Origin of the sequence: Delftia deserti (genome assembly GCF_042653485.1) — a bacterium.
GTDB classification, from domain to species: Bacteria; Pseudomonadota; Gammaproteobacteria; order Burkholderiales; family Burkholderiaceae_C; genus Comamonas; species Comamonas acidovorans.
Map to the genome: position 1 here is coordinate 496232 of NZ_JBHSIH010000001.1, position 25786 is coordinate 522017.

Consider the following 25786-nt stretch of genomic DNA (forward strand, 5'->3'; position numbering starts at 1 on the left):
TCACCTCCACCGAAGCCCTCACGGTGCATGCCGCGAGGGCTTTCCTGTTTCCGCCCCATGACCCCGACCCCACCCCAGTGCCCGCTGCTGCAGCGCGCAGGCCACGTCATTTCCAAAACCGCCAGCGCATGGCAAATCGAACGGAGCAACCCATGACCCACATCCTGATCCCGCGCGAACCCAGCCCCGCCCTGCTGCGCCCCTTCATCGGCTGCAACACCCAGGAACTGCACGAGGCCTGGGCCGCGATGGTCCGCATTGCTGAGGTCCAGCATGCACGCGCTGGCAGCCAGTACCCGGCCCAGATCGAGCAGTCCGCAACCCTGGCCGGCACCCCCATCGAGCAGTACGCCCGCATGTTCGACGCTGCCTGCAAGGCCCTGGGCCAAGTCAGCGACTGCCTGGGCATCAATTCGGACATTGACCCCGGCGCCGAGCCGATCATTGCCGCCATCGAGCAGCTGCGCGCCGGCAGCACGCATCCTTTGCTGGACGACCGCTGGAAGGCCCGCATGCTCGACGGCCGCGCCATCGAGCGCGACGAGATGGGGCTGGGCGATCACCCCGAACTGCCGCTGCTGGACGAAGGCATGATGCCCCGCAGCTTCTTCGCCGCGCTCGGTCTGGAGCTGGCGCACACGTCAGCCGAGGATCAGTTGGACTGGGATGTGCTCGGCGCGATGAGCGATGCAGTCAACTGGACCGACTGGCAACCGAACCCACCCCATGGCGACGGCTGGAAGCTGGTTTCCATCTTCGACACAGAGGATGGCCCCGTCGCGTGGTGGCTGCGCGAGCTGCCTGAAGCCGAAGACGGCACCACGACCATCCGCATCCTGCAGGCCGAGGTCGAGAAACTGAAGGCTCGCCTTGCCCGCGCCGGGGCAGCTCCTGCCGCTGTGGCGCCCCTACCCGCAGTGTTCGAACAAATCGCCCAGAGCTGGGACGGCTGCATGTACGACGCTCCTGGCGAGACGCTGGACATCGGCGCCGACATTCGCGCCGCCGCCAAGCGCCTGCTGGCCGAGCATCCTGCCGCTGTGGCGCCCCAGGGGGACGAGGATGATTCCCTACTGCTCTGCGCGTCCGACCTGCAGCACAGCGCTATCTACGACAGCCATTCTGAAATGCAGGATTGCGCGCGCTCCGTGGCAGATCGCATCAAAGCACTGGCAGCGCGCGCCCTGGCAGCGCCCGCCCTGGAAGCGCCTGCAGCCGTGGACGGCGATCAACTTGACAGCCTGGCGCGGCAAAAGCTGGGCGCACTGCTGAATGCGTTTGGCGAGGCGCAATGGCAGGCCGGCCGTGGTGTGCCGTGTCCGAGCATCGAAGATGCATTCGAAGCCGTCATCTCCGCCGCTGTCGCTCTGCTGGCAGCAGCACCCCAGGCCCCAGCACAGGAAGCGCCTGCAGCCCCTGCCCCGGCCGTGCCGGATGGCTGGCGGCTCGTGCCCGCGAATCCAACAGACGCAATGCTCGGCGCCGCTCAAAAAGCATGGCTAGCAGATCCGCTGCGCCGTTCATCGACTGTGTATGCCGCCGCACTGGCAACAGCGCCCCAGGCACCTGCTGCGCCCGTGGACGATCTGGCCCAACTGGTGAAGCAACTAGTCCGCGCCCTGCGGAAAGCCTTGCCAGGCAACGATCTTGCAGACAAGGCACTGGACTACCTCAAGCGCCAAGGCCTCCAGGGATCACCTCTGCGTGCAACACCTGAAGCGCCCCAGACGCATGCCGGCCTGCTGGCAGCTGCTGCGCACATCCAGGCAAAGGCCCAGGCGCATCTTGACGAACGCGGCAGCTACGACCCCGACACTGGCGCCGTCGAGATGAGCGAGTCGAATCAAGAGCACTTCAACACCCTTGATGAGCTGGCCGAGGAGCTGCGCGAGCTGGCTGACAAGTCCGCGCAAGCGGCATGCGACAAGCCCCCTGCCGGCTGGACCTGCAGCCGTGCGCCAGGGCACGACGGCCCCTGTGCGGCAGCACCTGCTGCGCCTGCAGTGGATGCCAAGGCCCACGACTGGCGCGAAAACGCAAGCTATGGAGGCGAGATTTGCGCAGAGTGTGGCGCGGCAAAGGGGTCGCGCCGTGGCAATGCTCCATGCGCCTGGCCGCCTGAACCGCTGGACGTCTGCACCGACCCGTACAACTGCGCGCGCTGCAAAGCGCATCCCAACCACCGGAAGGGTCTTGAGCATGCCGGGATCTCGCGGCCCCGATCCGCAGCCCAGGCCAAGGAAGGCGGTGCACCTGTTGCGGATGCGGCTCCACTGGACGTCTGCACTGACCCCTACAACTGCGCGCGCTGCAAGACGCATCCGGCACATCGGGGCGACATGCACCACGCTGGCATTTCCAGGATTGGAGGCTCGGCATGAAGACCCAATGCCAAGAATGCGGCAGCGTCGATCTGCAATGGCACTGCTCCATCGTCAACAACAGCGATGTACAGCAAGGCAGGCTGCGCTCCCACGATATGGGTGTGCTGTTCTTTCTCGGCTGCAATGAATGCTTAGCGACCGTGCAACGCGCCTCGGGCGACCAGATTGCGCGCCGCTTGAATCGAGAAATCACCCAGGTCGAGGCGGATGCCGAAGCGGTAAACGACGCCGTGCGTTGGCGTGCGGTTCTGCGTTTCGTGGGAGGGCACTACTCGCCCGCGACCGGCCATGGATTCAGCGTCACGCACCTGAAAGCGATCCCAGGCGCCAACATCACAGAGGGCCGCGTGGAAGACCACTTCACCAACGCCATCGACGCAGCCATCGCAGCCCAGGCAGCAGCCAAGGGGTCAGCATGACGCGCGACGACGTGATCGCCATGGCCTGCGCAACGGGCTTCGGACGCATCTTTCCGGCGGACCACGGCTTGCCAAAGACCTGGGTCGGCACGGACCTGGACAGGCTGCTTTCGTTTGCCGCCATGGTGGCCTCCGCTGAACGCGAGGCCTGCGCGAAGGCATGCGACACCCAGCAGCGAATCAACCTGGATTGGGGCGACGAGCAGCGCGCCGACACGGCAAAGACTTGCGCCGCCGCCATCCGCGCGCGCCCCACTGGGCACAAGGAGAGCACATGAAAGAACACCCACCGTTCGGCACGGCGCCGATACGTTGCGGCCGCACGCGCTGCAGCTGGCGCGGCTACGAAACCGACCTAGAAAAGGTGCCAGGCACCATGGGCGGCTTGCGCTGCACCTGCAGCGTGTGCCCAACCTGCGGCTGCGACAGCTACTCGTTCATGACGGCCGGCGAAATCAAGGCGTGGGAACGAAAGCAGCGCGCCCAGGCGCAGCAGAAAGGACAGACCCCGTGACCGCAGCACCAACACCCGAAGACGTGGAGCGCCTGGCCCGAGGGCTTGAGGAAGGTTTCGCAGGTTACGCGGCGTGGCTCCAGCCCGCCGCTGCCGCCCTGCGCCGCCTGCAGGCCGAGAACGAGCGCCTGCGAATGGAACTCGTGGCCGAGGCCAGTGCAGCCGCAGAGCAGAAGCTCCGAGCCGACCAACTGGCCCAGCAGCACCGCATGCAGGCCCAGATGCATGCTCAGGCCACCCAGCAATTGGCAGAGCTGGATGCGAGTAAGAACGCGCGCATCCACGAACTCGAAATGCAGGCCCTGGACCTCGCTTCCGTGAACAGCATCCTCAAACGCCAGGACTCAGAGCTGGAGGCGCGCAAGCCGCTGCCGATGAGCTACCTCTGCGGAACGCTGATCAGCGGCATTGATGGTGCCACCACAGTGAGCCTGCACTTTAGCGATCTGGTCGAAGCCAATGCATGGTTTGAGGGGATCACCGATCAGTTCGACGCTGCGCTGGTTGACAAATCGCCGGATCTGCAAGAACCGTTGGTTGACAAAACCGCGAAATTGCAAGATCGCCCCGCAGCGCTCATCGCCAGCCGCGAGGTTGTCTCAGACGGCCCCTTGCGCGTCACACGCCTGAACCCGACCGAAGAGGGCCGCGCCGCGCTCACATCCAAGGCCACCGGCCCGCTGCCGGGCATCACTGGAGGATCGTCATGACCAAAGCGCTCACGCTGACAGGCGACGAGAACGTGCCAGCCATGCCGATGACCGACGCCCAGGTGAACCACCTGCGGCGGTTGCTGGCCTGGATGGCATGCGAGTACATGCTGGACGGCGACATGCAGCGCGGGTTCATCCTTGGCGCAACGCAGTGCGCGAAGGCTGGCATCGGGTCGCCGCAGCGGCTTGGCGAGGTCCTGCAGCAGAAGGCCGAGCAGATCAACCGCGTGCCGGCCTATGTGCGGCAGGCGCACAAGATGCTGACCAAGGCACTGCACGACCATGAAAAGCGATCTGGGATCGTTGAGTTTGACGGGGATACCTGACTATGGCCAGCAAGAAGCACAAGGAATGGCGCGATAAGCGCGCGCCACACCGCGACGACGAACCAATCACCCGGCCAGCACCCGCTGGCCTTTTTTATGCCTGAGCCGCCCAGCGCCTGCGCCTGGGAGCTGGCCGACCGTGCGTATCAGGCCCACCACTTTCAGTGCCCGTAGTGCATCGCGGCCGGCGTCACGCGGTCTCAGCCGCGCTGCGATGCCGGCGCGACGCTGTGGGATGCATATCAGCATGAGCGCGACCCGCGCCAAAAAGAACAAGGAGGACTCAATGTCCGAAAGCCTCTTCCTTAACGATGAGCAATTGCGCCAGCTCACAGGCAGGCGGCACAAGTCCCGCCAGATTGAATGGCTGCGCGCAGAGGCAGTTCCGTTCCGGGTGAATGCCTCTGGCCACCCCGTGGTGACACGAAGCGCCATCGAGGGCAGGCAAGAATCTGCCATGCCGCAACAACAAGAAAAGCCTCGCTGGACGCCCCGCGTGGTCGGAGCGCATTGAATGGGCCGAAAACCGAGTCGCTGGAGCAATCTGCCGAAGGGGATGCGTGCGCGCGAGCGCGGACAGAAGGTCCATTACTACTTCGACACGGGAGGGAAGCCCCGCAAGGAAATCCCCCTCGGGTCGGACTATGTGGCGGCCGTCCAGAAGTGGGCGGAGCTCTCGGCGGCTGAACGGAGCGCAGAAAAAATCTACACCTTTTTGGATCTGGTTCCTGAGTATCGCAGTAAGGCTTTACCCAAGAAGGCGCCGAGAACCAGGGCGGACAACGAGAAGGAGCTGATTTGGCTGCTGAAATTCTTCGGCGACCCACCGGCGCCGCTGGACAGCATCGAGCCAGTGCACGTGCGCCAATACCTGGATTGGCGCGTTGCCGAGGCAAGGAGCCTGGCAGAGTCGGACAACAAGGAGCGTGCTGCGAATGGGCTGCCGGCTCAGCCCATTCCTGATTCCATCGGCCAGGTGCGCGCCAATCGTGAGAAGGCGCTGTTCTCGCACATGTGGAATTTCGCCCGGGAACAGGGCCTCACCAAGGCCTCCAACCCCTGCGCAGGCGTGCGAGGCTTCCGGGAAGATGGGCGGGATGTCGTGGTCGGCGACGACATGATGGCGCGGCTGCTGGACAAGGCTGCAATATCGCTGCGGTTCGCTGTGCGCCTGGCGCTCCTCACAGGTCAGCGCCCTGCTGACGTACTGCGCATGAGCACCGACCACATTGCGGGAGGCATGCTGCATGTGCGCCAGGGCAAGACAGCGGCCAAACTGCGCATCGAAGTGACAGGTGCGCTACAGGAGCTGCTGGCCGAGATCCAGGCGTACAAAGCCCAGGTCAAAGCCGACACCGCGCTGCTACTGGTCAACGAAGCGGGCCAGCCTCTGACCAAGAATATGCTCCGCGATCGGTTCGACGCCGCACGGGACGCGGCCGGGATTCCAAAGGCGCAGTTCCAGTTTCGGGACTTGCGCGCCACGGCGGCCACCACCGTGGATGACGACGGCGGAATACGCCATGCCCAGGCGCTGCTGGGGCACACGACGGAGGGCATGACCGCCCAGTACATCCGCCACAAGGTGGGCAAGAGGGTGAAGCCTGTTCGGTGAATTGCGGAACACACCAAGAATTGCGGAACACGACCAGCAAATCCAGGCCCTGTTTTGCTACTTCATCGATAGCAAAGAAAAAAGGCCCCGTATTGCTACGGGGCCTTGTGTTCTTTGGTGGGTCCTGCGAGATTCGAACTCGCGACCAACGGATTAAAAGCGGCGTGCTCGCTTCGCGCGATGTATTGTTTCCCTCTGTGCGCTGCGGCGCGCAGCCCGCGTAGAACCCATGGCTCGCAGCCATGATGGCAAAAATCCCCGCACACTTCGCCTGCTGAAACGACAAAAGCCCCCTCGGCGCCATCACGGCAGCCGAGGGGGCTTTTTTGCGTTCTGGAGTCCGGCGGCCCTATGCCATCACGCGGATGGGCACATACGCCAACGCGGTGTCACCGTGGGGCGGGCGCGGCGCATCTGGCGTGCCAGGAAAGAGCGGGCCACAGCCAAATCCACGACAGGGAGTGCTTGGGCCTGCATCTTGGGTGCGGCTTGCACGGGCGGCTCCAGCCAGCGGGCCACCGTGACACAGGCATGACGCGCGGCATCAGCGAAGGCGTGACCCAAGCCCACGACAGCAGACGCAGCGGCTGCACAGGCCAGGATGGCGAAGGAAGCAATTCGAGAGCGGAACATATCGATTCTCCGGTTGGGGTTGCCGCGGCTCACGGCGGGAATCCCTGGCCATGGCGGGCAGTCTGTCAGGCGCCGGCCGCCAGCTTGTCACGCAGCCGGAAGCCCAGAAGCGGCCAGATCTTCTGCACTGCGTTCTCGCGCGCGACGCGGCGGCCGATCTCGGCGTCGAAGTTCTCGGGGCTGGCGCACGCGCTTTCGCCGGTCACCGTGAAGCCGTTGCGCAGGCGCAGCACGCAGAAGGTCAGCAGGCCCAGGTTCCCGGGGATGTCGCCGAAGTCCAGCGGGTTCTTCGCATCGGGATGGCGCGCGCCCTGCTCCGCGGTGAAGTAATGCTCGCCGACGATTTCGGCCTGGATGTCGGCCGGAGTCACGCGCGGCGCGGTCAGGCCCTTGGCCTGGATCTCGGCTTCGATGGACTGCTCAGCCGGAGAGAGGTCGGGCAGAGGGCCTGGGCCGGTGGCTGTTGTGCCGTCGCCGTAGGCCTTGGATTCGATCGCACCTGGCGCGGCTTCGGCCTTCGCCGCCTGGCCCTTCTGGTACGGCATCCATTCGCACACCATGTAGTCATCGTCGCTCGGCTCCCATTGACCGGCCAGAAGCGGCACGCTCGGCACCATATGCGTCCGGCCAACGTGGTCACACACGGCCAGATTCACCATGTGGTCGTGGTGAACATAGACGATGCCGGCGTCCATCGGCTGGCCAGACCCCAGTTGCGTCACGGTTGGGTTGCGCTCCAGAAACCGAGCACTCGGGCGGAACCAGACACGGCGGCCGATTGTGGGCTTGATGGGAGAGGTGTTCATGGATTGCTTTCTGCGGTGGTGCCTGCGGCCGGCAGGCTCGGGGAAATGGGGCGGCGGCAGTTGTCCAGGGCCGCTGTCAGCCTGATCTCGTAGGCCTCGCGCCGCTCGATCTCGGCCTGGGCCGCCTGGGTGAACTGGTCCACCGTGGTGCCGGGCCGCAGCTGCTCGGTGGGCATGGCCGGGCGCTCGGGCGCCGGCTCATCGCATGCCACGGGCACGGGGACGTTCACGCGCTGCAGCTCCACGCGGGCCGGCGCGGCCTGGCAGCCCAGCAGGCTCAGCAACACCAGCACATGGGGCACCCAGGTCGTGCGCTCACAAAAGCGCTGCAGCCTGCTGCCCTCGAATTGAGGAATTGAGCAATTTGTCAATTTCATGGCTTTGTCCTCCCCTGCAGCCAGCTGTCCACCCGGTGCTGGGCGCTCGCGCACGCATCACCGGGCACGGCCGGCGGCGCGGCCAGGATCTCGTCGGCGCGCTGCTCGTGCTTCCGGGCCTGTGCGGCGGCGCTGGTTCGCGCGGCCTCGCCCTCCCTTTTGCGCCGGTCGGCCAGCTCGCGCAGGTCATCGACTGCATCGCTGCAGGCAGCGGCCAAGTCGCGGGCGCCGTCCCGCTGCTGGGTTATCTCGCCCACGCTGGCGCGCGCGGTGGTGGCGGCGTCACGCTGTCCCAGGTAGGCCCTGGCCAGCAGTGCGTTGCCGAGCAGGCTGGCCAGCAGCGCGAGGACGGCAGCGGCGAGGAGCTTTGAGGTAATCGATGTCATCGCCCTCCCCTCCACCAGTACCACCACATGGCAATCCAGATCGGGCTCATGGCTGACCCTCCAGGCAGAGCGCACGCTCGGCCTGGCGCCGGTTCTGCAGGCCCTGCACGAACTCACCGCCCGCATAGGACCAATTCGGCCGACCGTCGGGCGTGCGCGCGATCAGGTCGCAACCCGCTTTCACCGCGCCCGCGTTGATCTGGCGCACCGCCTGCGAGCCGCAGGCCCCGTCCTTGCCCACGTTGATGGCGAAGACCGTCAGGCCGATCAAGCGCCGCGCCGTCAGGTAGTCCCAGTTCACGCAGCCCAGCACGGCATAGCCATATTCGAGGAGCGTGGTCTTGTTGATGGCCTGGCACTGGTCGCTGGTCAGCTTGGTGCCCACCACCGCAGTCGGGTCCGTGCGGCCAGCGCAGTAGGTGGGCAGGCCGCCGGCCAGATGGTCCGCATAGACCTGCAGCACATTGCCCTCCCAGCGCTCCAGGGTCTGGAAGGCCAGCGGGCTGGTGAGCGCCGCCAGCAACGTGGCGGGGATGGCTCCCTTTCGCAGCAGAGCGGCAGGCATGCGCGGCCCTGTCATGCCAGCGGCCCCATGTCGGTTTCCGGTTCCGGCTGCAGCCGAGCAAGGCCAGCCAGCCGTTCGCGGTCGGCGCGCCGCTGCTGGTCCCGCTGGTAGTCTCGGCGCCACTTCCAGACCAGATAGCCGGCCTGCAGGATCACGAAAGCCAGGGACGCCACGACGAGCCAGTCGCTCAATGGGAGGCCTGCAATCTTGAACACCCCGCCTGCGGCAGCGCCGGGCGTGGCATGCATGACGGCGCCGACAATGTCCTGCCGCTGCTCGGCGCTCAAGTGCTGGTGGATGCCCATCAGCGCGAGCAGGGATACGAGGTATTTCTTCATGGCCCCGATGATTCCGGGGCCGGGCCGCGCTGGCGAACCCTACACGGGGGCACTGCCAACCTCGTCATCCTATGAGCGCACAATACGCGCCTGCGGAGGGTTCATGCAGAAACTATCTCATCTACAGACCATGCGAGCCATGGCGGCCATCTTGGTGGTCTGGGCACACGCGATAGACATAGTTGTCGCCCGTGGCGAAACGGCGGCCCAGATTACTTTTGGCTTCGCGGAGAACTTCGGCGCAGTCGGCGTCGATATATTTTTTGTCATCAGCGGCTTTATCGTCTCAATATCCGCAGGTCGAACCACACCCCTCCAGTTCACCATCAATCGGACCCTCCGTATTTGGCCGATGTACATCATCGCCACAATGTTGATGTTCCTGGTATCAACTGACACCGGAGGCCAAACAACCAAGCTGATCTACTCGCTGCTCTTTCTGCAGCCTCCAGGCAATGCAGCCAGCATGCCGATCCATCCTCTTGGCTGGAGTCTCATGTACGAAGTTGCCTTCTACGCGGTGATCTGTGCGGCCATGCTCTGGAAATCACCGAGGCCGCTTTCGGATCGCATACTTTTCATCCTGGCTGGTTTGATCGCTGTCGGCAGCATGCAGCAGTTCGCCCAGCCACTGAATATCATTGGTAATCCGATACTACTGGAATTTGTCTTCGGCGTCCTGATCGGAATGGTGTGGCAACGGACACCATTGCTGCCCAGCTGGGCCACCTTGGGCATGTTCATTCTCGGCAGCTGTCTGTTGATCGACACACTGGCCACTGGCTACGGGAATATCTCCGAGGCACCATTCACTTTGGACGCCAGCTCCAGTTGGGATCGAGTGCGCACATGGGGCATCCCATCCGCGCTCCTAGTTGCCTCTGCTGTCTTCAGAGAAAATACCAAGAAGGCAACTATTTTCGAGTTCATCGGAGATGCTTCCTATTCGATTTACCTTTTCTCTCTACCGATGCTGCACTTCATGGATGCATTTTGGCCAGAAAATATGGCTGAGCATAATGACGTCTTGATACTGCTTGCGACCCTTTCAACCACAATAGGTGGTTGTCTTGTCTATCTCATATTGGAAAAGCCTGTGATGCGCTTGTTGCGAGGCCAAAGACGGGCATCGACTTTCATGCCCGGCGCAGCGTGACTTGGGTTGATGGCATCAACCCTAGCCGGGGGGGCGGATCAAGCCCCCTGGTCTTCCGCCTTCACAAGAGTATTCATCCCCGCCATCGCAGAGCCCGCCATCTGCGCATAGGACTGCCCCGCTGACAGGGCGACGCTGGCAGCGTTTGACATGGACTGCACCAGCAGGCGCGCCTCCTCTATTACCACCTGGGTCTTTGTGCTGAACAGCCCCAGGGCTACCTGAGCCTGCGCCCTGTACTGCTCGGCCTGCACGTTGGCCTGAGCGATCTGCGCCTGGCTGGCGACCTGGTAGGCGTTCACCAGGGATCCCTGGGCCGCCAACTGCGACTGCACCCGAACGGCATCCGCACGCACGATCTCCCCAAACGCCTGGGTGTCGGCCGTGTAGATGCCCAGCTGTGCCCTGATGGCTTCAGCCTGGGCCTGCACCTTGGTTTGCTGGGCTGACAGGTTCGCGCGCACGCCGTCAATTTGCGCTTGATAGATTTGGGTCTGCACCAGGCCGGCACGCACCCGTGCCTCCTCGCCGCCCCAGGCGGCCGCATAGGCTCGCCACTCCTCGCCTTTTGCTTGGGTCTCGGCCTGGAATGCGTCCACCTGGGAGCGGAAGGTCTCCAGCTTGAGCTTTTCCAGGCCGGCCACGGCCACGATGCCGTCCACGCGCTTGGCCCATGCCGTCACCGCGCTGGTCTGTGCGTCGATCTGGGCCTGGTACAGCCTGACCTTGGATTCGTCGATCTGCAGCTTGGAGCGCTCGGCCTCGATCTCGGCTTTGTACAGTTCCACGTCCGCCAGGCTGGCGCGGATCAGCGTCTCGAAGACCGACACATCGGCGCGGTACAAATCCAGCCGGGCGCGGTAGGCCTCCACCGCCATGCTGTACAGGCGCGCCAGCGTGTCTGTGAGCGAGCGCGCATAGTCAAGCGCTTGGCCGTTGATCTGGATGAGGTTGCCGTGGTAGCCGATGGCCATGCCCAGCACGCTCTTGCGCAGGTCCGCAGACAGGCCCAGGGCGAACTGGATGTTGCGCTGCTCCAGTTCGGCCTGCATGACGACGATTTCTCGGCTGGCCGTGGCATTCGTGTCGGCGGCAGCCTGGCGGGCGTTTTGCTGGGCCGCCAGCAGCGCCCCCGGCGGCATGGTGTGGCCGTTGCGCGCGGCCGCAGACCAGGCCTCGCCCTGCACGCGACGCGACTCGGCCTTTGCGCGCGAGCGCGAGCGCTCGTAGATGGCGTTTTCCACGGCCGGCGCATACATCGCCTGCTGGCCGCCCGAGACCAGTTCGGCCAGCCGCATCTCCAGCCGCGCCATCTGCGGCGCGTACTCGGGGTTGTGCTGCGCCATGAAGGCATCGATCTGCCCCTGCAGCGCCGACTGCATCAGCTGGCTCGCGCCACGGTAGGCGGCGTCGAAGCTGCCCGCCGCATCGGGCGCCACCGGCACCTCACCCGGGCGCTGGCCCTCGAACACCGGCCGCGCGATGTTCGGGCGGGCCGGCATCACCACATCGGCCGAGAGCACCGGCGCGGCCACATGCATCATGTCGGGTGCCGTCGGCAGTTGGGCATCGATGTGGATGGCGGGCGCGACAAGGTCAAACGCACGGCCCTGCGAAGGCTTGTCCGGCTCGCGCACCTCTACGCTGATCTGTGGCGCGCTGGGCATGGCCGGCAGCTCCACGGTGTCGATGCCGCCGATCTGCGGCCGCTGGGGCCGCTCCGGAATGTCTCCGGTGCGCACCTCGCTGATCGGAGGTGCTGGCGGCAGCGTTACCGCGGGCAGCGTCGGCAGGCTGATGGCGGGCAGCGTGCCGAGGCTTGTCAGCACGCCCATGCTCGACAACGCAGACCTCAGCGCATCGCTGCCTTGGCTCGCCATGGCGTCGGCGCGGCCCTGCGCCGCATCAATGAGATAGCTCACATCCATATCAGATCCTCCGGGTCATGGCGACCACTTCAAACTCCACTTCGTCCACGGCCAGCGGCCCAGCGCCCGACAGCCCGAAGCCCAGGTAGCGCGCCTTGCGGCCACGGCCAAACTTCTGGCGGTGGTTGCGCAGCGCCAGTTCGTATTCGTCGTGCTGGTAATCCATCTTGTGGGAGTCGCCGGCCGTGACGCGGTAGCGGCTGTGCAGCGGCACCACGCCGCCGATGTAGGCCGACACCATGGTCTTCTTCTGCGGGGCATCGAAGTCGGTCAGCGCCGTGTCCCAGTCCCAGCTCACCGCCGCGCCAGCGTCGTCGCTGCCGCCCATGCGGTATGTCGCCTCAGGCGATGTGACCCAGGTGCTGCCCGCAAACCGCGTCATGGCGTGGCCCCGGTAGTCGGGCCAGCGCGTGAGCGCACCGCCCATGCGGCCCTCGTCGTCCACCGTGGGGGTGAAGCACCACACCTCCCTGGCGGCTGCCGTGTCCACCAGGGGCGCGCCGCTGCCACTGACCACGGGCATGGGCTGGGCCAGCGCCACAATGACGGCCGGCACCAGGCGCGCGCGCGGCTGCATCAGGGCGCCGTGGCCCATGGCCCAGCCGTGTCCGCTGGCCGAGATGGCTGGCACAGGCTGCCGCAGCGCGGCGTGGCCCACGGCCCCGGTCGTGCCCGAACCATGCACTGCGGCCTGCGTCGCGACCAGGTGCCCAAGCCCTGCGCCGCGAGCATCCAGCACGGCCTGCGGCTGGGCCAGGACACCGTGCCCGATTGCACCCGTCGCGCCGCTGCCCCGCACCGCGCTGCGCGGCTGCCGCAGCTGCGCCCAAGCGGCTCCAACCGTTGTGCCGCTGGCAGAGATGACCGACACAGGCTGTCGCAGCGCCGCTCGCGTGCCCCCCTGCCCCGCCAGGCGAGCGCGCGGCTGGGCCAGGCCAGCGCCCTGCACAATGGCCGGGCCTCCCGTTGCCGTCACCACGCCGCTCGGCTGCTCAAGCACGGCAACGCCAGCCCCGCGAGCAGAGATCGCAGCCATCGGCTGATGCAGCCGGCCCTCTCCACGCTGCTCGATAAAGCCGAAGCCATCGACCACGGCTGCGGTCGCGACCAAAGCGGCCGTGCCAACCTCGTATGCAGGCGGGAATGCGGCCGTGGGCACGGGCTCGCTGGCACGCGAGGCACCCCGGGTGATGCGCAGCCCGCCGATGGCGCCCAGGTAACGCTCGCTGCCAGACAGGTTCGCGCCTACCGCCAGATCGGTGGCACTGAATGCATCGGTGCTGGCGATAGGGCCTGACACGATCGATCCCCCGACCCGCAGGTAGATCTGCCCTGCCTGCCGATAGAACCGCAAATAGGACCATGCGCCATTCGGGATGGCGGTCGGGGTTTCTGCCAGCGCCGTGCCATCGCTGCGATGCAGCCGCACGCGCGCGGGGTTCTGGCTCTCCAGGCAGACGATATTCCAGCCTCCCAGCGCGCCGATGGCCTTGGTCTCCACGATCCGCGAATAGGCATCGCCGTGGCCTCCATTGGCGGGATTGATCCACAACTCAATGCAGAAATCTTCGGACGCGCCAAAGACGCCGACACCGGCGCCGAGCAGGCGCAGCGGCCCGGTGTAGCCGCCAGCGGATGGATTGAAGGTGACGCACGATGCTGCAAATGGGCCGGATGCAGAATAGTTCGGCGTGGTGCCGGCAGCAGCTGGCGTCAGTACGCGTTTTGCGCGATCAACACCAACAAGCGTGGAATCAAAATTCCATACAGCAGTCGTGTTGAGCGGCAGATTGTCCTGTGGCAGTGCCATTATGTGGCCCCAATAATTAATGGATTTTGTGGCACGGTGCCCACGACTCCAACACTTGCGCCAAAGTTCTTCCCAATGACAGCGACCTGTCCCATTGCGCTTGCCAGGGTTCCGAATGTTTCCGGCGCTATATCTTCGTCAAACCACCAGACTGCGGGGGACAGTTGCCAATCTTCCTGCGTCGCAGATACACCCTCGCAACGCGTGACAATCAAACTGATTGAGTCGTTCTTTTTCTCTTCAGTCTTCGCTGGCACGGACACGCCAGGCCCACTACCACCATCGTCCTGCATGAGGCCTTGCAAATACTGGATGTGGTCAACGCCAACGATGGTCGATCCACCGTCGATCCGAAATGCAAATGTGCTCACTCGCGCGTAGTTGCTTGAAGACCTGAACCCTCGCACATATGCGGCATCAACTTTCACCTCCGATGATGTGCCTTGTACATACACCGCCTCGGCATCGTTTCTGGCCACGCCGATGACAACTCGCCCGGGATAGTTCCTGGTAAAGGCGAACTGATTCACCTGATATTCAAATTGAATTCTGTTAAAGAAAGGCCACCCCGCGATGTTCTCATTGCCATTTCGGCGGCGTTCGTAGTAGCTGTAGGGTGGATATCCTTCGAAATATGACTCAATTGTGAGTCCTGCAGACCATGCACCGTGCCCGGTCCAATCCACAGGCAGAATCACGGGCGACGGCGCGGATTCCGATTTTCCGGGAATTTCAAACCACCGTCCTCTTTCCATTCGACCGGGATTCATCGAAAAGCTCTGACCAGCAACCGTTACGGTGTAGCGCCAATACTTTGCGATTTTCTGGGTAATCTCCGCATAGCCGCCGTTTACACCAACGGTTCGACCTCGATTCCATCCATACATTTCGCCCGCGTCATTGATTGAAAAATCTTCGAAGTCAGGCGGATCGCACTTGCCGACCGGACCAGTCTCGGGGACCTCGGCGAGCGAAACACTGGCTGAAAGCAAGGCGTCGCCCCGGTACCAGACATAGAACACCGCATCGCGATAAGCGAACAATTCGGTGTAGCGCGGTGTCGTCTTCCAGGAGCCGCCCTCCTCCCCCCAGTACGGCTCCAGGATCACGCACAGCCCACGCTCCACTGCCCAGTCGTAGGGGCCCGCCACCGTGGCAACCACAGCGGACCAGCGTCCACCCTTACCCATCGCCATGGACAGTTGCTGATGTGTGCTGCGCATCGCCCAGTTGTCTTCGCCGGGTTGGCCTGACGGCCCCTTCCGGAACTGATCGTTGATAACGCGATCCGCGCGCAGTCCGGTGCGGCTCCAGTGCCAGCCGTAGCCCATGGCATCGGCCGAGTGCCTCACGCCGGGCACTGCCAAGGCCTGCCATGTCTCCTGCACCGGCAGGCTGTAGGCCAGGATGTACATCTCGATCAGCTCCCGGTCTGCCGCCGACAGCTTGCGCGCCCAGTCCGGCGCATCGGGCGTCAGCGCCTTGCGCAGCAGCTCGCCGCAGGCGTTGCTGCGCAGCTGGTACACATCCACGGTGTCGCTGGCCATGCCCGGCAGGAACAACCAGTGGCGGCCCTGGATATCGCGGTGCACCCCGCTGGAGGTGGTGATGCGCGCCGGCGGCGTGGCCGCCCGGGCCCGACCCTCGGCATGGAACGCTGCGGTCAGCGCAGGCGGTGCGCCAGACTGCAGGGACAAGGTCAGCGGAGCGACCAGCGTGCTGGAGTTGTGCCAGTCCGTATACAGAAATCGGCCCATCACAGCCTGAACCCAGTCCCTGCAGCGGCCCGTGAAAATGGAGGGTGGGCAGTACATGCCCGTGAGCTTCTTGCTGAGCAGGTTCTCGTCCTGGGCAGCGAACTTCCAGGGCGCCTCCGGTGCCGGTGAACTGCGAGCGACCGCCGGCATGAACGACCGAGCCACATCCCCGGCCCGCGTGACAGCACCGCGGATGCCCGAGCCACCCCACACTACCCGGCCAGCGATGCCAGGCCCGGCCAGCAGATCCCGCCTGCTTTCATCGAGGACCGCGCCGGCAATGGCCCGTGTCATCTGCGCCTCGTTGCGCTGCGTCACCACCGTGGGCACGCGCAGACCCGGCAGCCTGAACTCCGGGAACCAGGGGATGCTGCTGCGCAGATCCATCACCCCCGAGTCCATGCCCAGGGCGCAGCCGCCCTCGACATGGATGTACTCATGCCCCGGCGTCAGCTTCACACGGATCAGCCAGTCCCCGATCTCGTAGGACTGGCTCACATAGGCCAGGCCCAGCGTGCGCAGGTGGGCGATGCGGCCGCGCCCGAAGGCGACGGCATGCCCTGCGCCCTCTCCGATGACGATCAGATGCTCCATGCCGCGCGCCTGCCCCGGATCACTGCGCCGGGATGGCGTAAGTGAAGGTGTCGATGGTCGTCACCGACCCGATGCCGATGCTCAGCGACGTGAGATTGATCTCCCCGCCCGACGTGGCAACGGCGCCATCGATGCGTGGCAGCGTCGTGCTGGCCAGCCCGTTATCGGCAGCATTGCCCATCAGCCGGAACCACCCTGCAGTTCCCGCCGCCGCGCCCGTCAGGCGCCAGTTGTCGGAGTTCTTGCCGATGACGCCCCCCGCCGCCGCGCCCCAGTTCAGGCCATTGGTCGGGCTGCCGGGCACAAAGGCCGCGCCATCCTTTGTGATGTAGCCCAGCAGCGTGCCCGTGGCCGCGTCGTCGGCCGTGGCCGGCTGCGCGCCCGTATACACCGCAATGACCCCTGCAGCGAAGATCTGGGCAAAGCCCTGGCTGTTCAGCTGCGCGTTGCGAAAGCCGGTGGAAAGTTTCTCGGTCATGACACGATTCCTCCTATGGGTGATCGAGGGTTGAATGCGCCCGCCACCGCGTCAGCGGCTGTGGACACGATGAAATGGGACTGGCCGGCGTGCTGGCACCAGTGCGCGTGCACGTCGGTGCCGGGCGGCACACTGACCGTGCTGCTGGTGAGGTTGGCGAAAGGCAGCGCCGTGCAGATCCCGCGCTGACTCCAGATCCAGATGCGCCCGTCCTCGTCTCGCGCCCAGGGCAGGCCCGCTGGCACACCGTAGGGAGCCAGTTGCTTCAGCTGTCCATCGCCATAGGCCCACAGGCCCTTGCTGGTGCCAACCACCAGGCCTGCGTCGTGGGGCGCGAGCATGCGCACCTCGCCCGGCACCATGAAGAAGTCGGCCGCCGTATCGAACAGGTGCCAGGCCAGCGGCTTGGAGAACCAGATCGCCGAATTGCCATCAGCCAGCGCCTGGCCCGCGAACAGCCGGCCCTGCCAGTGCTGGATCACCGTGGCTGCGGCAGGCAGAGGCCACAGGCCGGCGCCCAGGCAGTCCTGGCCCAGGTCATCGGGCGAGCGATCCCAGAGCACCGGCCCCGTGGGCGCGCCCAGCAGCTGGAACACCTCGCTGTCGGCCGGGGCCAGATAGACCAGTTGCTGGCCCTGGCCAGCATCCAAGCCCTGCGGCTCCACACGCAGCGTCGAGCCTGCAGGCAGCACGATCTCGGCCGCCGGGCTCGCGCCGGTCTCACGGCCGTCAGGCAGCAGCAGCGTCGAGACAGCGCGGTACAGGCCGCCCGGCAGCGAGCCACCGGCCTGCACCGACAGAGCCGGCGCCGCAGGCATGCTCCAGCGCAGCGGGATCACCGACAGATCGGAACGCACGATGCCCGCGTCTGGCCCGTTGCAATAGGCGATCTCGGAATTGATCTCGGACCATGACACGCGTGCCGGGCTGCTCAAGGGCGCCAGGAGCTGCAGCTCGCCGCTGTCGTGCAGGGCCTGTACGAAGCCGCCGGCCGCCACCAGCATCCGGTCGCCCTGCCGTGTGGCAAACGGAAACTGCGCGCCAGGCGCAGCCGGTTGCAGGCCCGGGCGCTGCTCCAGCGCTCCGCTGTTCGTGATGACCACGCCATCGGCCCGGCGAAGCCACTGCGCACCAAGCCGCACAGGGTCGGTGACGTTGTTCAGGCCTCGGAACTGGTTGATGGATGGCATGCCCTGCACTGTGCCGAGGGCGGTGCCATTGGGCCAACCCTAGCCGGGGGCGTGGAAATGCCCCGGCTTGCACTGGTAGAGTTCCGGCAGGAGGACTTCAATGAACTACGCCATCACACTTTTGACAGTGGCCTCATGCCTACTGGGATCAAGCGCCCATGCACAGGCAGTCTCGCCAATGGAGTTTGAGATGCAAGCGACGATGCTCGCACCCAAAGGCGTGGTCACTTCATGTGGCGTCAGCTTCAACGGTGCTGCAATCAAACCAGGCACGACGCTGGAGGCGGACCAAATCGCAGGCTCAGTGGCAATTCATGTGGACGCGCCAAGCATGGTGAAGGCGGGTCACCAGATCACAAGCATGGAAAACGGGAAGATGGTGACCAGAATGGTTGGCGATCAAGTCGCATGGATACGCATTGAAGGCGGCACACCTCTGGCTCCATTGAACGGGAAGATTGTTCCCGGTGACGCGCCGCCCTATCACCTTTTTTCGGTAGCGGGCGCATCGGCAGTCACGGCAATCGCCGCCATTCTGGCCAGTAAAACCATCTGGATCGGATTCACCGAGAAGGGGGCATCGTCTCGCATCTTTTCCGGGCGCATGAGAAAGGACTCAGCCGTCGTTCAGCAATTCACTGCATGTATCAACGAGCTGCGAGGAAAGCAGCCAGCGACTCGATAACCGCCTCTGGGGTTGTCATCCAATAAGCTACATAGGACCGCCCAGCGGGATCTTCTCTGTCAACTGATCTATTGCACCGCGCTCGACGTTCCGCAGTCATCGTCTCCTGGTTCACCTCCCAATGGTGCGCTGGCCCAAAGGTCAGCATTGCACCGACGGCCCGTCACCTCCCCTTCAATGCCCCTGACGACGCTCGCGGCCTGCACTGGCGCGGTGAAGTGCACGTCGTCGCCAGCCAGCCGGCCGACTCGCTGGCCCAGACCATGGTGCACGAGGCCGTTAGGCACTTCGGCATGCGGGAGTTGCTGGGCGACGAGTGGCCGCACTTCATGCGCCACATCCAGCTGGGCATTCAGGAACGAGACCCTGGCCTGCTCAAGATCCAGGCCCACATCCGTCGCGCCTATGTGGATGACGATGGCCAGTTCTGCCTGAGCCCGATGCAGGAAGCGGACGAGATCGCCGCCTATGTGGCCGAGGAGATCCTGTGCATGCGCACCGGCGAGATCCGCCCGGCCAGGCCCTGGACCCAGGCGCTGGAAGCTGTGCGAGGCCGGATTCTGCGTGAGGGCCTGTGCCTGGAGCGTGCCGTGACGCGCTCGGAGCTGGAAGGGATGCTGTTCTTGGCAGCGAAGCGGATGGAGCGCCAGCCCTGGTCATTGCGGGAACGCATTGGACGCGCCTGGGGTGCATGCCGTACCATGGCCACCATGTTCGACCCACGTAAGCCCCCGATGACCTTGGAGCAGTCCCAGACCCTGCTTCGCGGCGCCGCCAAAGACGACGCAGCACGCCGGTTTTGGCGTGATGCACTGGTGTCGTGCTACGGCATTGCCCGTGTTGCGCTTTCCTTCGTAGTCGTCGGAGGACTGTTCTGGCTTCTCGGGAAAGTGGTTGGCGTTCCTCTGGCGTTACTGCTGGGGGCGGCTTTTTTCTTGTTCCGGGAACACGGCGATAGATAAACAAGGCCCGCAATAGCGGGCTTTTTTTGTTAGAGCGCCTACCAAAATAGCAATTTTTGCGATCTGCTACATTCCACGCGAGGAGGTATTGGAATGTTCTCGAGATTGAATATCCAGTTGGTCGCTGCATTCGCTCTCGCACTTGCCGCCATTGGTCACGCACATGCCCAAGTGACCAGGTGCAAGGGACCGAACGGGCAGACCATCTACAGTGACCGCCCTTGCGAGGACGGAAGCAAAGGCCAAAGCGTCAACGTGGATGCGAACACCATAGACGGCGAGTACGACCGCCGAGACGCCGACAAAAACCGGATGAACGCTGCGCGGGAAGCACGTGCGCGAGAAGTTGACCGCATGATTAATAACCCGCCACAGGAGTGCAAGTTTCGGCATTTCGCGATTGGCGACTCCAAGGGAAAAGAGCTGGCGAGGCTGGCAAAACATGAGTGCATTGAGAACATGTTCAGGGAGCGTGACGGTCAGCCAACCAGCGACCGCCACTACCGAACCTGGAACGATCATCACAACCGCACCAGCAACGCCCGCCAGGCAATTGCTCGTGATGCCATCATTCAGAACCAGATCCAGAATCAGAACATGCAGCAGCGTCACGCATTGCCCCCAAGCTACAAATGCCGACCTGACGGATTTGGCGCGGTAAACTGCAGCGCTCAGTAATGGTCAGCGGACCACCCAGCCCCCGTCCACTGGCGTCGCCTGTTTTCCCTGTGTTCTGGCGGCGTAGCCCGCTTGCAAGCGGTTCGTGTAGAACTGCTCGGGCTGAGCATCCGTCTGTGCTGTTTGCCCTGCCGAGGCGAGCGCGATGGCAGGCGCAGCGTCTGGTACCGCCTGGATAGAGGTTCCAGCACGCTCAACAGCCTTCCGCTGCGTCATGCCAGAGAGTAGGAAATTGCGCGCTGCTGGCCGGGCTGCAAGTGTGCCAAAGGCCAGCGGGTTCCCAGTAATCGCCCCCGCTCCCAGCGCCGTCACCACATCCAGCACGCTGTTTGCCTTTGGCGCTTCCTTGAGTGCCTGGTGCGCCTTGGGGAAGGCCTGGCCAGCTTCGGCGATGGTGCGCAGGTCACCGCTGAGCGGCTTGGCCTTGGCCAGGTCGGCGGCCAGCTTGATGGCGTTCACGGCCCCGGTCTGGGGGTTCAGGGCTTTCTGGACGGTATAGCTCTTGGCGATGAGCTGCCGGGCGTCGCGGAAGTCCTGGAGCATGTCGGCGGCAGGCTGTCCCATCCTCTGCAGGTGACCCTCCAGAGCGTCCTCCAGCGCAGCAGCGCCCTGGCGGTAGGCCTTGCCGGCCATGTTCTCGCCCGCCCGGAACGAGCGGTCGGCAGATTCACGCATGGAACGGATCATGACCATCGCGTCGCCGGCATCGAACTGAGGGGATCGCAGGGCCTGCAGGTCGGCCACGACCTGGGGCTCGCGTGTGCCGGGGAAGGACTTGGACTGGCTGCGGAACGGCGCCAGGGCGCGGTCCAGGGCCGTTTCGTAGCGCTTGCCTGGGGTGACCGTGCCCGAAGCCGCCACAGGCTCATAGGCAGCGGCAGCCGAGCGGCGCAGGCCTTCCAGCGTGTCGATGTTCAGGTCGGCAGTCTCCGGTAGGCCCAGGGCGCGTTTTGCCAGGTTGTTGGACACGGTCTGGTTCCGGGCGCTTGCTTCCTGGGCGGTCTTCACCTTGCCGCTGATGGCCGAAAGCGTCTCGGTCACCGGCCCAGAGCCGAGATCCGCGGGCGGGATGACGTAGCCGGCTTCGTGTGCCTGCCGTGCAGCGGCTCGGACCGGCCCGCCACCCGGCGTCGGCACCCTGCGCGAGGAAGCCGTGGCGGCCGACGGTACCAGCGCGCCAGCCATGCCAGCAGCCAGCTGTGCACCCTCCCCGCCACCGAGTTCTCTGGTCGCGCCAGCGGCTCCAGCGCCTGTAGCAGCGCTCGCCACCTGCAGGCCCGGGTCAACAGCCAGTGTCTTCCCTACAGCGCGCGTGACGCCGGACGCGGCAGTGTCGGCAAGGCGCCGGCCCAGCGCCACCGTGCCGCCAGCGCCTGCGATGGCCGAGGCTGCATCACCTGCGACGCGCTCCACGGCCGTCTCCGGCTGAGGCAGGCCCGCCTGAGTCAAGGCGTCGTTCAGGGCCTCGGCCTGCTTCGGGAAGCGGAAGCCATTGCCTTCGCCGTGCACCAGGTCCAGGCCGGCATTGGCCACGCCGCCCACGGCATCGGCGGCCAGGGCCGGAAGAGACGCCACTCCGTTGATCGCGGCCCGTGCGGTCAGGCCAACCTGGCGGCCCAGCTCCTGGCCAACGCTGCGCTTGGGTGCAGCAGGCTGGCCAGCAGGGGACGGGCTTGCCGCAGGCTCAGTCGCCGGGCTATCCCACTGGATCTTCCCCAGATCGATGGATTGCTGCGGCGCCTTGGCCGGGGCAGTCGTGGCTTGCGAGGGCGAAGGGGCATCCCAGGTCACCTTGTTCAGGTCAATTTGCATATTCGACGCTCCCGTCGCTGTATTGGGCGACCCGTCGGCCATCGATGACACCAGTGCGGATCACGATACGCGCCGCAGATCCAGCGGGTGCGGCCGCTGCCTGGGGTTGTGCGGCCTGCTGCTGGGCAGCCTGGTAGCGCTGGGAGAGCGGACTTCCAGCCGCAGAGGCCAGGGACTCCGGCGAGGCGTACTTGGCATTCAGCGCATAGATTTGGTCCAGCGCTGCGCGGCGCGTGCTGGCTGGCAGCGTTGCATCACCGATCTGGCCCGCCATCTCCCGATAGAGCTGCACGTCTTTGTCAGATTGAGGGCCGCTCATCTTCGGCATCTTGGAAACCAGCATGCCCTGCAGCACCTTGAGCTGCGCCGCAGCATCGCCACCTGGTGTGCTGAGGCCGACCGCACGCAGGGCGGCGTCGGTGCCAGCCCCTGCGAGGCTGGCTGTGGCGTTATCCAAAAGCAGGTCTGCCTGGGTCGCCAGGGAGATCACATCCGAGGAGTCCTTGGTCTGCTGCTGCGCTTCCTTGCTGTTCTTCAGGTCAGCGGGGCCGCCGGGGATAGCCTCCAGGCTGCCGGAGCTGGTGAATCGGTAGCCGGGTGGCGCGCCGCGGCCAGCCGCAGCCTTGAGACCAGCAGCCTGCAGCGCTGCCCCGGAGCTGGTGAGCTGCCGCTGGGTTTCGCCCTGTTGCTCCATGGCCGTCTTGGTGAGGGCTGCACCACGCTGCAGCGATGCTGGGTCACGGCCCACGGCACGGTCGAAGCCGCGCTGCGCGCCCAGCTCAGCGGCCACGATGCTGGGATCTCGGCGAATGCCCAGCGTGCTGCCTGAAAGGCTCATGGATGCACCTGGCGCCGGCGCGGCGATCTGGCCCGACGCGCGCAGCCGTGCCATGGATTCCAACTGCGAACGGGCCGCCAGCGCGTCTGCAGCGCCCATGTTCTGCTCGGAGATGCCGCCCAGGCTACCGGCAGGCATGCCGCTCAGCGCGCGCAGCGCAGCGGAGCCGCCGCTGAACTCTGCTGGCACGGCGCCAGCAGGCAAGGACATGACCGAGCCGCGCGGCGCCTCGCCGTTGACCGTGATGTCGCCGGAAATGTTGGCCGGCCCGGTGTAGCTGTTGCCGTCGCGGGTGACGTTGTTGCGGCTGGCGGCAGGAGGTGCGGCCAGGGCCTGTGCTGCTGGGGATGCTGCTGCACTTGCACCAGCGGGCTGTGCCGCTTGAGCGGACCCCAGGGGAGATGCATCACCGCCGCCGTTGGGATCGAGGGTGGATCCGGCGATCACGGCGCTGCCCAGCGCAGCGCCAGTGCCCAGCGCACGACCGAGATTCGAGCCGCCAAGGCTGGACAGTGCGCTGGCGGCCGGCGAGGCCTGCTGTCCCGCCAAAGCTGCGGGCTCCACGACGTCTGCCCACGGCGGCGGGCCAGCAGGTCGGCGCGCGAACTGCGGTGCTGCCTCGCCCACTTCGCCGGCCAAGCGCGGCGCCAGGGCGCGAGATGGAGGTGCGCTCAGGAGTTGAGCGGCATTGCCGGTCAGGGCTGGTTGCTGCTGCATGGCGGTGGACGCAGCCCGGGACAGGGTACCGCCACCATCAGCGGCGCGCGCCAGCGCCCCGCCCTCTTGCACCACCTCCCAGCTGGCGGGGATAACGCGCTCGGTGGACAGTGCGCCAGCGGCGCCGCGTGCAGCGCCTGCGCCAGCGCGGGACGCGACACCGGACACGCCGGGCAGCGCCGACAGCGTGTTCATGGCATTGCGCCCGAATTCGGTGTTCAGGGGGTTGCTCTGGGAGCCGTCCGGCAGGGGCGCGGCGCGCTGGCCATCGGTCGGAATCTGGCTCAGGAGGTCGGCGGCGCCTCGCCGCTGGCGGTCGTCGGTTATTGCCATGGAAGGGCCTTTCGTCTGTACTGCCGCCAGTTTCTGCGCCAGCCCTTCCGGTGCCAAACCCTACAGGGGGTAGCGTTGCGGGACGCAGGCGCAAGCAATACAATGCCGTCAACCGTGTCCCAGACAGGTAGTGCTATCCAGGTTGTGCTGTGTCAATGACGGCCGCAAGGTCGTGTTAAGTACGAGAGGTGGAGTTCGGTACCACCCCCTCCTGGAATGCCCTTCAAAGCCCCGATGCTCACCGCTTCGGGGCTTTGTTGTTTCTGCCCCGCAGGCCTTCCGCGATCACGCTGCGGGCCTCGTATCCGTCTTCTACCTGCCGCAACGGCATGCGAGCGTCGTAGGTCCTTCCGGTCACGCTATCGCGTGCGCCGGTGTTGAGCATTGCCGGATGCTGGTTTCCCTTCGAGGTATTGAGGTCAGGCCGGGCACGGCCGGCAAGGGCCTGTTCCGCGAAGCTGGTCACATCGGCGGGGCTGAAGCCCTGCTGCTGAACGCGGCGCTGCAGGATGTGGTCAGTCGCCTGATCGGTCATGTAGACATTGCGGCCACCCGAGGGCTGCCCGAACAGATCGCCGAGCCCCTTGCTCTGCCCCTCGGAGACATCGCCCAGCCGATAGGTCCCACTGCCCTTGCCTGCCGTCAGGTCGGCCAGCAGTCTGGCCTTGCCCTCTGGCGAGATCGCGGCGGCGAAGCCCATCCCGGCCTTGCCAAGGCCAGCCGGTCCCGGGATCGACGCCAACAACTCGGCCGCGGGCCTGCGCTCTGGAGAGACGACGCCGGCCTGCTCCATCTGCTGCCCTATCCATTCGGAGCCCAGCACAGGCGCCGGGTGTTGGTAGCCGGCCATACCCAGGGCGAGTGCCGCCATATCGATCGGCGCACCAAGCATGGCGGCGGCGCCGCGCCCGAGCGTGTCCTGCATGCCCTGTTCCGCCTGGGGGCTGGCAACCGCCTGCAAGCCGCCGACGCGCGCATCGGCCAAGGCCTGGGCCGCTGGTGACTGCGCGACCTGCGCGGGCGCAGGCGGGTAGCCGTCGGCAGGGATCTGGCTGGCCAGGAGCGAAAAGGCGCGGGAACGGGGTTCTGCCATGGGCTTACCAGCGATAGCGCACCACGGGCGGTCGGCGGTCGCGCTGCTTGCGCTGAACATTGGCGTCCGGCCTGGCGCCAAAGGAGCGCTCGAACAGGGCCAGCGATACCGCAGCCTTGTCGGGGTTGAACACCTCGGCGTCCTGCTTCAGGTATGCCCGGTGGTACACCCAGTCCAGCAGCCGGGTGTGGAAGCGCTCGTGGATCTCTGGCTCAGCGTTGGGGTTGCTGTGGTTGAGAGGCTCCAGCGCACCGCGAATGACCGTCAACGCAATCGTTTCAGCCTCCACTGGCGTTGGCACCAGGCGCAGCTGCGGCATGCCCCGGCCGTTGGCCTGCTCCAGCAGGAACTGGCGCGGCACGCCTTGGCGCGTCTCCCACGCAGGGTGGGTGCAGTCCAGTTCCTCGACGCTGGTCTCATGCAGGGGGCGCCCGCGAATGGCCAGTCGCTTGATCTCCAGCACGCTGGGGTGCAGGGAATATGTGGATTTTCCGGGTTCCAGGGTGATAGAACACACAGCGGGGGTGGTGCGGTCCTCCAGGAGCTTGGCGCGCTCGCATGCCTCCTGCACGGCCTCATTGAGATGGAAAATCACCTCCTCATCCGTCCAGAACTGCTTATTCTCGGCGTCGTCAACGGTTTCCCGGAACCGCTGGATGAACTCCTGGACCCGCATGGT

At 65.4% G+C, this 25786-nt stretch carries 26 protein-coding genes; 12 read left to right on the plus strand and 14 right to left on the minus strand.

Going from position 1 to position 25786, the window contains the following annotated elements:
• The first annotated feature begins 152 nt into the window (after positions 1–152).
• The 8 genes from ACFPFG_RS02420 (at position 153) to ACFPFG_RS02455 (ending at position 5971) form a co-directional block, all read left to right on the plus strand.
• Positions 153–2381 carry a hypothetical protein gene (locus tag ACFPFG_RS02420; RefSeq protein WP_380104812.1) on the plus strand — a complete coding sequence of 743 codons (2229 nt, stop codon included), beginning with the start codon at positions 153–155 and terminating at the stop codon, positions 2379–2381.
• On the plus strand, positions 2378–2803 hold the full coding sequence (locus ACFPFG_RS02425; RefSeq protein ID WP_380104814.1) for a hypothetical protein: 426 nt from the start codon (positions 2378–2380) through the stop codon (positions 2801–2803). The genes ACFPFG_RS02420 and ACFPFG_RS02425 overlap by 4 nt, the downstream gene beginning before the upstream one ends.
• A complete protein-coding gene (locus ACFPFG_RS02430) occupies positions 2800–3081 on the plus strand; it encodes a hypothetical protein (protein WP_380104816.1) in 282 nt (93 codons plus the stop codon). Before ACFPFG_RS02425 ends, ACFPFG_RS02430 begins: the two co-directional genes overlap by 4 nt.
• Positions 3078–3317 carry a hypothetical protein gene (locus ACFPFG_RS02435; protein WP_380104818.1) on the plus strand — a complete coding sequence of 80 codons (240 nt, stop codon included), beginning with the start codon at positions 3078–3080 and terminating at the stop codon, positions 3315–3317. The genes ACFPFG_RS02430 and ACFPFG_RS02435 overlap by 4 nt, the downstream gene beginning before the upstream one ends.
• Complete coding sequence (locus ACFPFG_RS02440; RefSeq protein WP_380104820.1) at positions 3314–4027, plus strand: hypothetical protein; 714 nt, start codon at positions 3314–3316, stop codon at positions 4025–4027. Before ACFPFG_RS02435 ends, ACFPFG_RS02440 begins: the two co-directional genes overlap by 4 nt.
• Positions 4024–4356: a hypothetical protein gene (locus ACFPFG_RS02445; RefSeq protein ID WP_380104822.1), complete on the plus strand. Its 333-nt coding sequence runs from the start codon at positions 4024–4026 to the stop codon at positions 4354–4356. Before ACFPFG_RS02440 ends, ACFPFG_RS02445 begins: the two co-directional genes overlap by 4 nt.
• 247 nt (positions 4357–4603) lie before the next feature.
• Positions 4604–4870 carry a DUF4224 domain-containing protein gene (locus ACFPFG_RS02450; protein ID WP_380104824.1) on the plus strand — a complete coding sequence of 89 codons (267 nt, stop codon included), beginning with the start codon at positions 4604–4606 and terminating at the stop codon, positions 4868–4870.
• A complete protein-coding gene (locus tag ACFPFG_RS02455) occupies positions 4871–5971 on the plus strand; it encodes a tyrosine-type recombinase/integrase (protein WP_380104826.1) in 1101 nt (366 codons plus the stop codon).
• Positions 5972–6669: 698 nt separating this feature from the next.
• Here the strand turns inward: ACFPFG_RS02455 and ACFPFG_RS02460 are convergent.
• From ACFPFG_RS02460 to ACFPFG_RS02480, 5 genes are read right to left on the minus strand one after another with little or no spacing between them, the layout of a single operon-like run.
• On the minus strand, positions 6670–7410 hold the full coding sequence (locus ACFPFG_RS02460) for a Gp49 family protein (protein ID WP_380104828.1): 741 nt from the start codon (positions 7408–7410) through the stop codon (positions 6670–6672).
• Complete coding sequence (locus tag ACFPFG_RS02465; RefSeq protein ID WP_380104830.1) at positions 7407–7787, minus strand: hypothetical protein; 381 nt, start codon at positions 7785–7787, stop codon at positions 7407–7409. Before ACFPFG_RS02465 ends, ACFPFG_RS02460 begins: the two co-directional genes overlap by 4 nt.
• Positions 7784–8173: a hypothetical protein gene (locus ACFPFG_RS02470; protein ID WP_380104832.1), complete on the minus strand. Its 390-nt coding sequence runs from the start codon at positions 8171–8173 to the stop codon at positions 7784–7786. The genes ACFPFG_RS02465 and ACFPFG_RS02470 overlap by 4 nt, the downstream gene beginning before the upstream one ends.
• 46 nt (positions 8174–8219) lie before the next feature.
• Positions 8220–8738: a lysozyme gene (locus tag ACFPFG_RS02475; RefSeq protein ID WP_380104834.1), complete on the minus strand. Its 519-nt coding sequence runs from the start codon at positions 8736–8738 to the stop codon at positions 8220–8222.
• Between the two features lie 11 nt (positions 8739–8749).
• A complete protein-coding gene (locus ACFPFG_RS02480; RefSeq protein WP_374618014.1) occupies positions 8750–9076 on the minus strand; it encodes a phage holin family protein in 327 nt (108 codons plus the stop codon).
• A 103-nt stretch (positions 9077–9179) separates the two neighbouring features.
• Between ACFPFG_RS02480 and ACFPFG_RS02485 the strand changes: the two genes are divergently transcribed.
• A complete protein-coding gene (locus ACFPFG_RS02485) occupies positions 9180–10232 on the plus strand; it encodes an acyltransferase family protein (RefSeq protein WP_380104836.1) in 1053 nt (350 codons plus the stop codon).
• Positions 10233–10270: 38 nt separating this feature from the next.
• On the opposite strand, the gene ACFPFG_RS02490 is transcribed toward ACFPFG_RS02485, so the two are convergent.
• Genes ACFPFG_RS02490 through ACFPFG_RS02510 form a run of 5 tightly spaced genes read right to left on the minus strand, consistent with a single transcriptional unit; the run spans position 10271 to position 17989 of the window.
• Positions 10271–12154, minus strand: a complete 1884-nt coding sequence (locus ACFPFG_RS02490; protein WP_380104838.1) for a coiled-coil domain-containing protein — start codon at positions 12152–12154, stop codon at positions 10271–10273.
• 7 nt (positions 12155–12161) lie between these two features.
• Positions 12162–13970 (minus strand): LamG-like jellyroll fold domain-containing protein, encoded by a 1809-nt coding sequence (locus tag ACFPFG_RS02495; protein WP_380104840.1) that lies wholly within the window; start codon positions 13968–13970, stop codon positions 12162–12164.
• Positions 13970–16321 carry a hypothetical protein gene (locus ACFPFG_RS02500; RefSeq protein ID WP_380104842.1) on the minus strand — a complete coding sequence of 784 codons (2352 nt, stop codon included), beginning with the start codon at positions 16319–16321 and terminating at the stop codon, positions 13970–13972. Before ACFPFG_RS02500 ends, ACFPFG_RS02495 begins: the two co-directional genes overlap by 1 nt.
• 19 nt (positions 16322–16340) lie before the next feature.
• On the minus strand, positions 16341–16799 hold the full coding sequence (locus ACFPFG_RS02505) for a hypothetical protein (protein WP_197956421.1): 459 nt from the start codon (positions 16797–16799) through the stop codon (positions 16341–16343).
• Positions 16796–17989, minus strand: coding sequence for a hypothetical protein (locus ACFPFG_RS02510; RefSeq protein ID WP_380104844.1), 1194 nt, complete (start codon positions 17987–17989; stop codon positions 16796–16798). Before ACFPFG_RS02510 ends, ACFPFG_RS02505 begins: the two co-directional genes overlap by 4 nt.
• Before the next feature lie 100 nt (positions 17990–18089).
• Between ACFPFG_RS02510 and ACFPFG_RS02515 the strand changes: the two genes are divergently transcribed.
• The 3 genes from ACFPFG_RS02515 to ACFPFG_RS02525 all read left to right on the plus strand — a co-directional run bounded on the left by ACFPFG_RS02515 (position 18090) and on the right by ACFPFG_RS02525 (position 20314).
• Complete coding sequence (locus tag ACFPFG_RS02515) at positions 18090–18674, plus strand: hypothetical protein (RefSeq protein ID WP_380104845.1); 585 nt, start codon at positions 18090–18092, stop codon at positions 18672–18674.
• A gap of 218 nt (positions 18675–18892) precedes the next feature.
• On the plus strand, positions 18893–19636 hold the full coding sequence (locus tag ACFPFG_RS02520) for a hypothetical protein (protein WP_380104847.1): 744 nt from the start codon (positions 18893–18895) through the stop codon (positions 19634–19636).
• A gap of 93 nt (positions 19637–19729) precedes the next feature.
• Positions 19730–20314, plus strand: a complete 585-nt coding sequence (locus tag ACFPFG_RS02525) for a DUF4124 domain-containing protein (RefSeq protein ID WP_380104849.1) — start codon at positions 19730–19732, stop codon at positions 20312–20314.
• A gap of 3 nt (positions 20315–20317) precedes the next feature.
• On the opposite strand, the gene ACFPFG_RS02530 is transcribed toward ACFPFG_RS02525, so the two are convergent.
• The 4 genes from ACFPFG_RS02530 to ACFPFG_RS02545 all read right to left on the minus strand — a co-directional run bounded on the left by ACFPFG_RS02530 (position 20318) and on the right by ACFPFG_RS02545 (position 25783).
• Positions 20318–22126, minus strand: coding sequence for a hypothetical protein (locus ACFPFG_RS02530; RefSeq protein ID WP_380104851.1), 1809 nt, complete (start codon positions 22124–22126; stop codon positions 20318–20320).
• Positions 22116–24014 carry a hypothetical protein gene (locus ACFPFG_RS02535; RefSeq protein ID WP_380104853.1) on the minus strand — a complete coding sequence of 633 codons (1899 nt, stop codon included), beginning with the start codon at positions 24012–24014 and terminating at the stop codon, positions 22116–22118. Before ACFPFG_RS02535 ends, ACFPFG_RS02530 begins: the two co-directional genes overlap by 11 nt.
• A 238-nt stretch (positions 24015–24252) precedes the next feature.
• The gene (locus tag ACFPFG_RS02540) at positions 24253–25107 is read right to left on the minus strand and encodes a hypothetical protein (RefSeq protein WP_380104855.1); all 855 of its coding nucleotides are present in this window, start codon (positions 25105–25107) and stop codon (positions 24253–24255) included.
• Between the two features lie 4 nt (positions 25108–25111).
• Positions 25112–25783, minus strand: a complete 672-nt coding sequence (locus ACFPFG_RS02545) for a phage adaptor protein (RefSeq protein ID WP_380104857.1) — start codon at positions 25781–25783, stop codon at positions 25112–25114.
• Between the last annotated feature and the right edge of the window lie 3 nt (positions 25784–25786).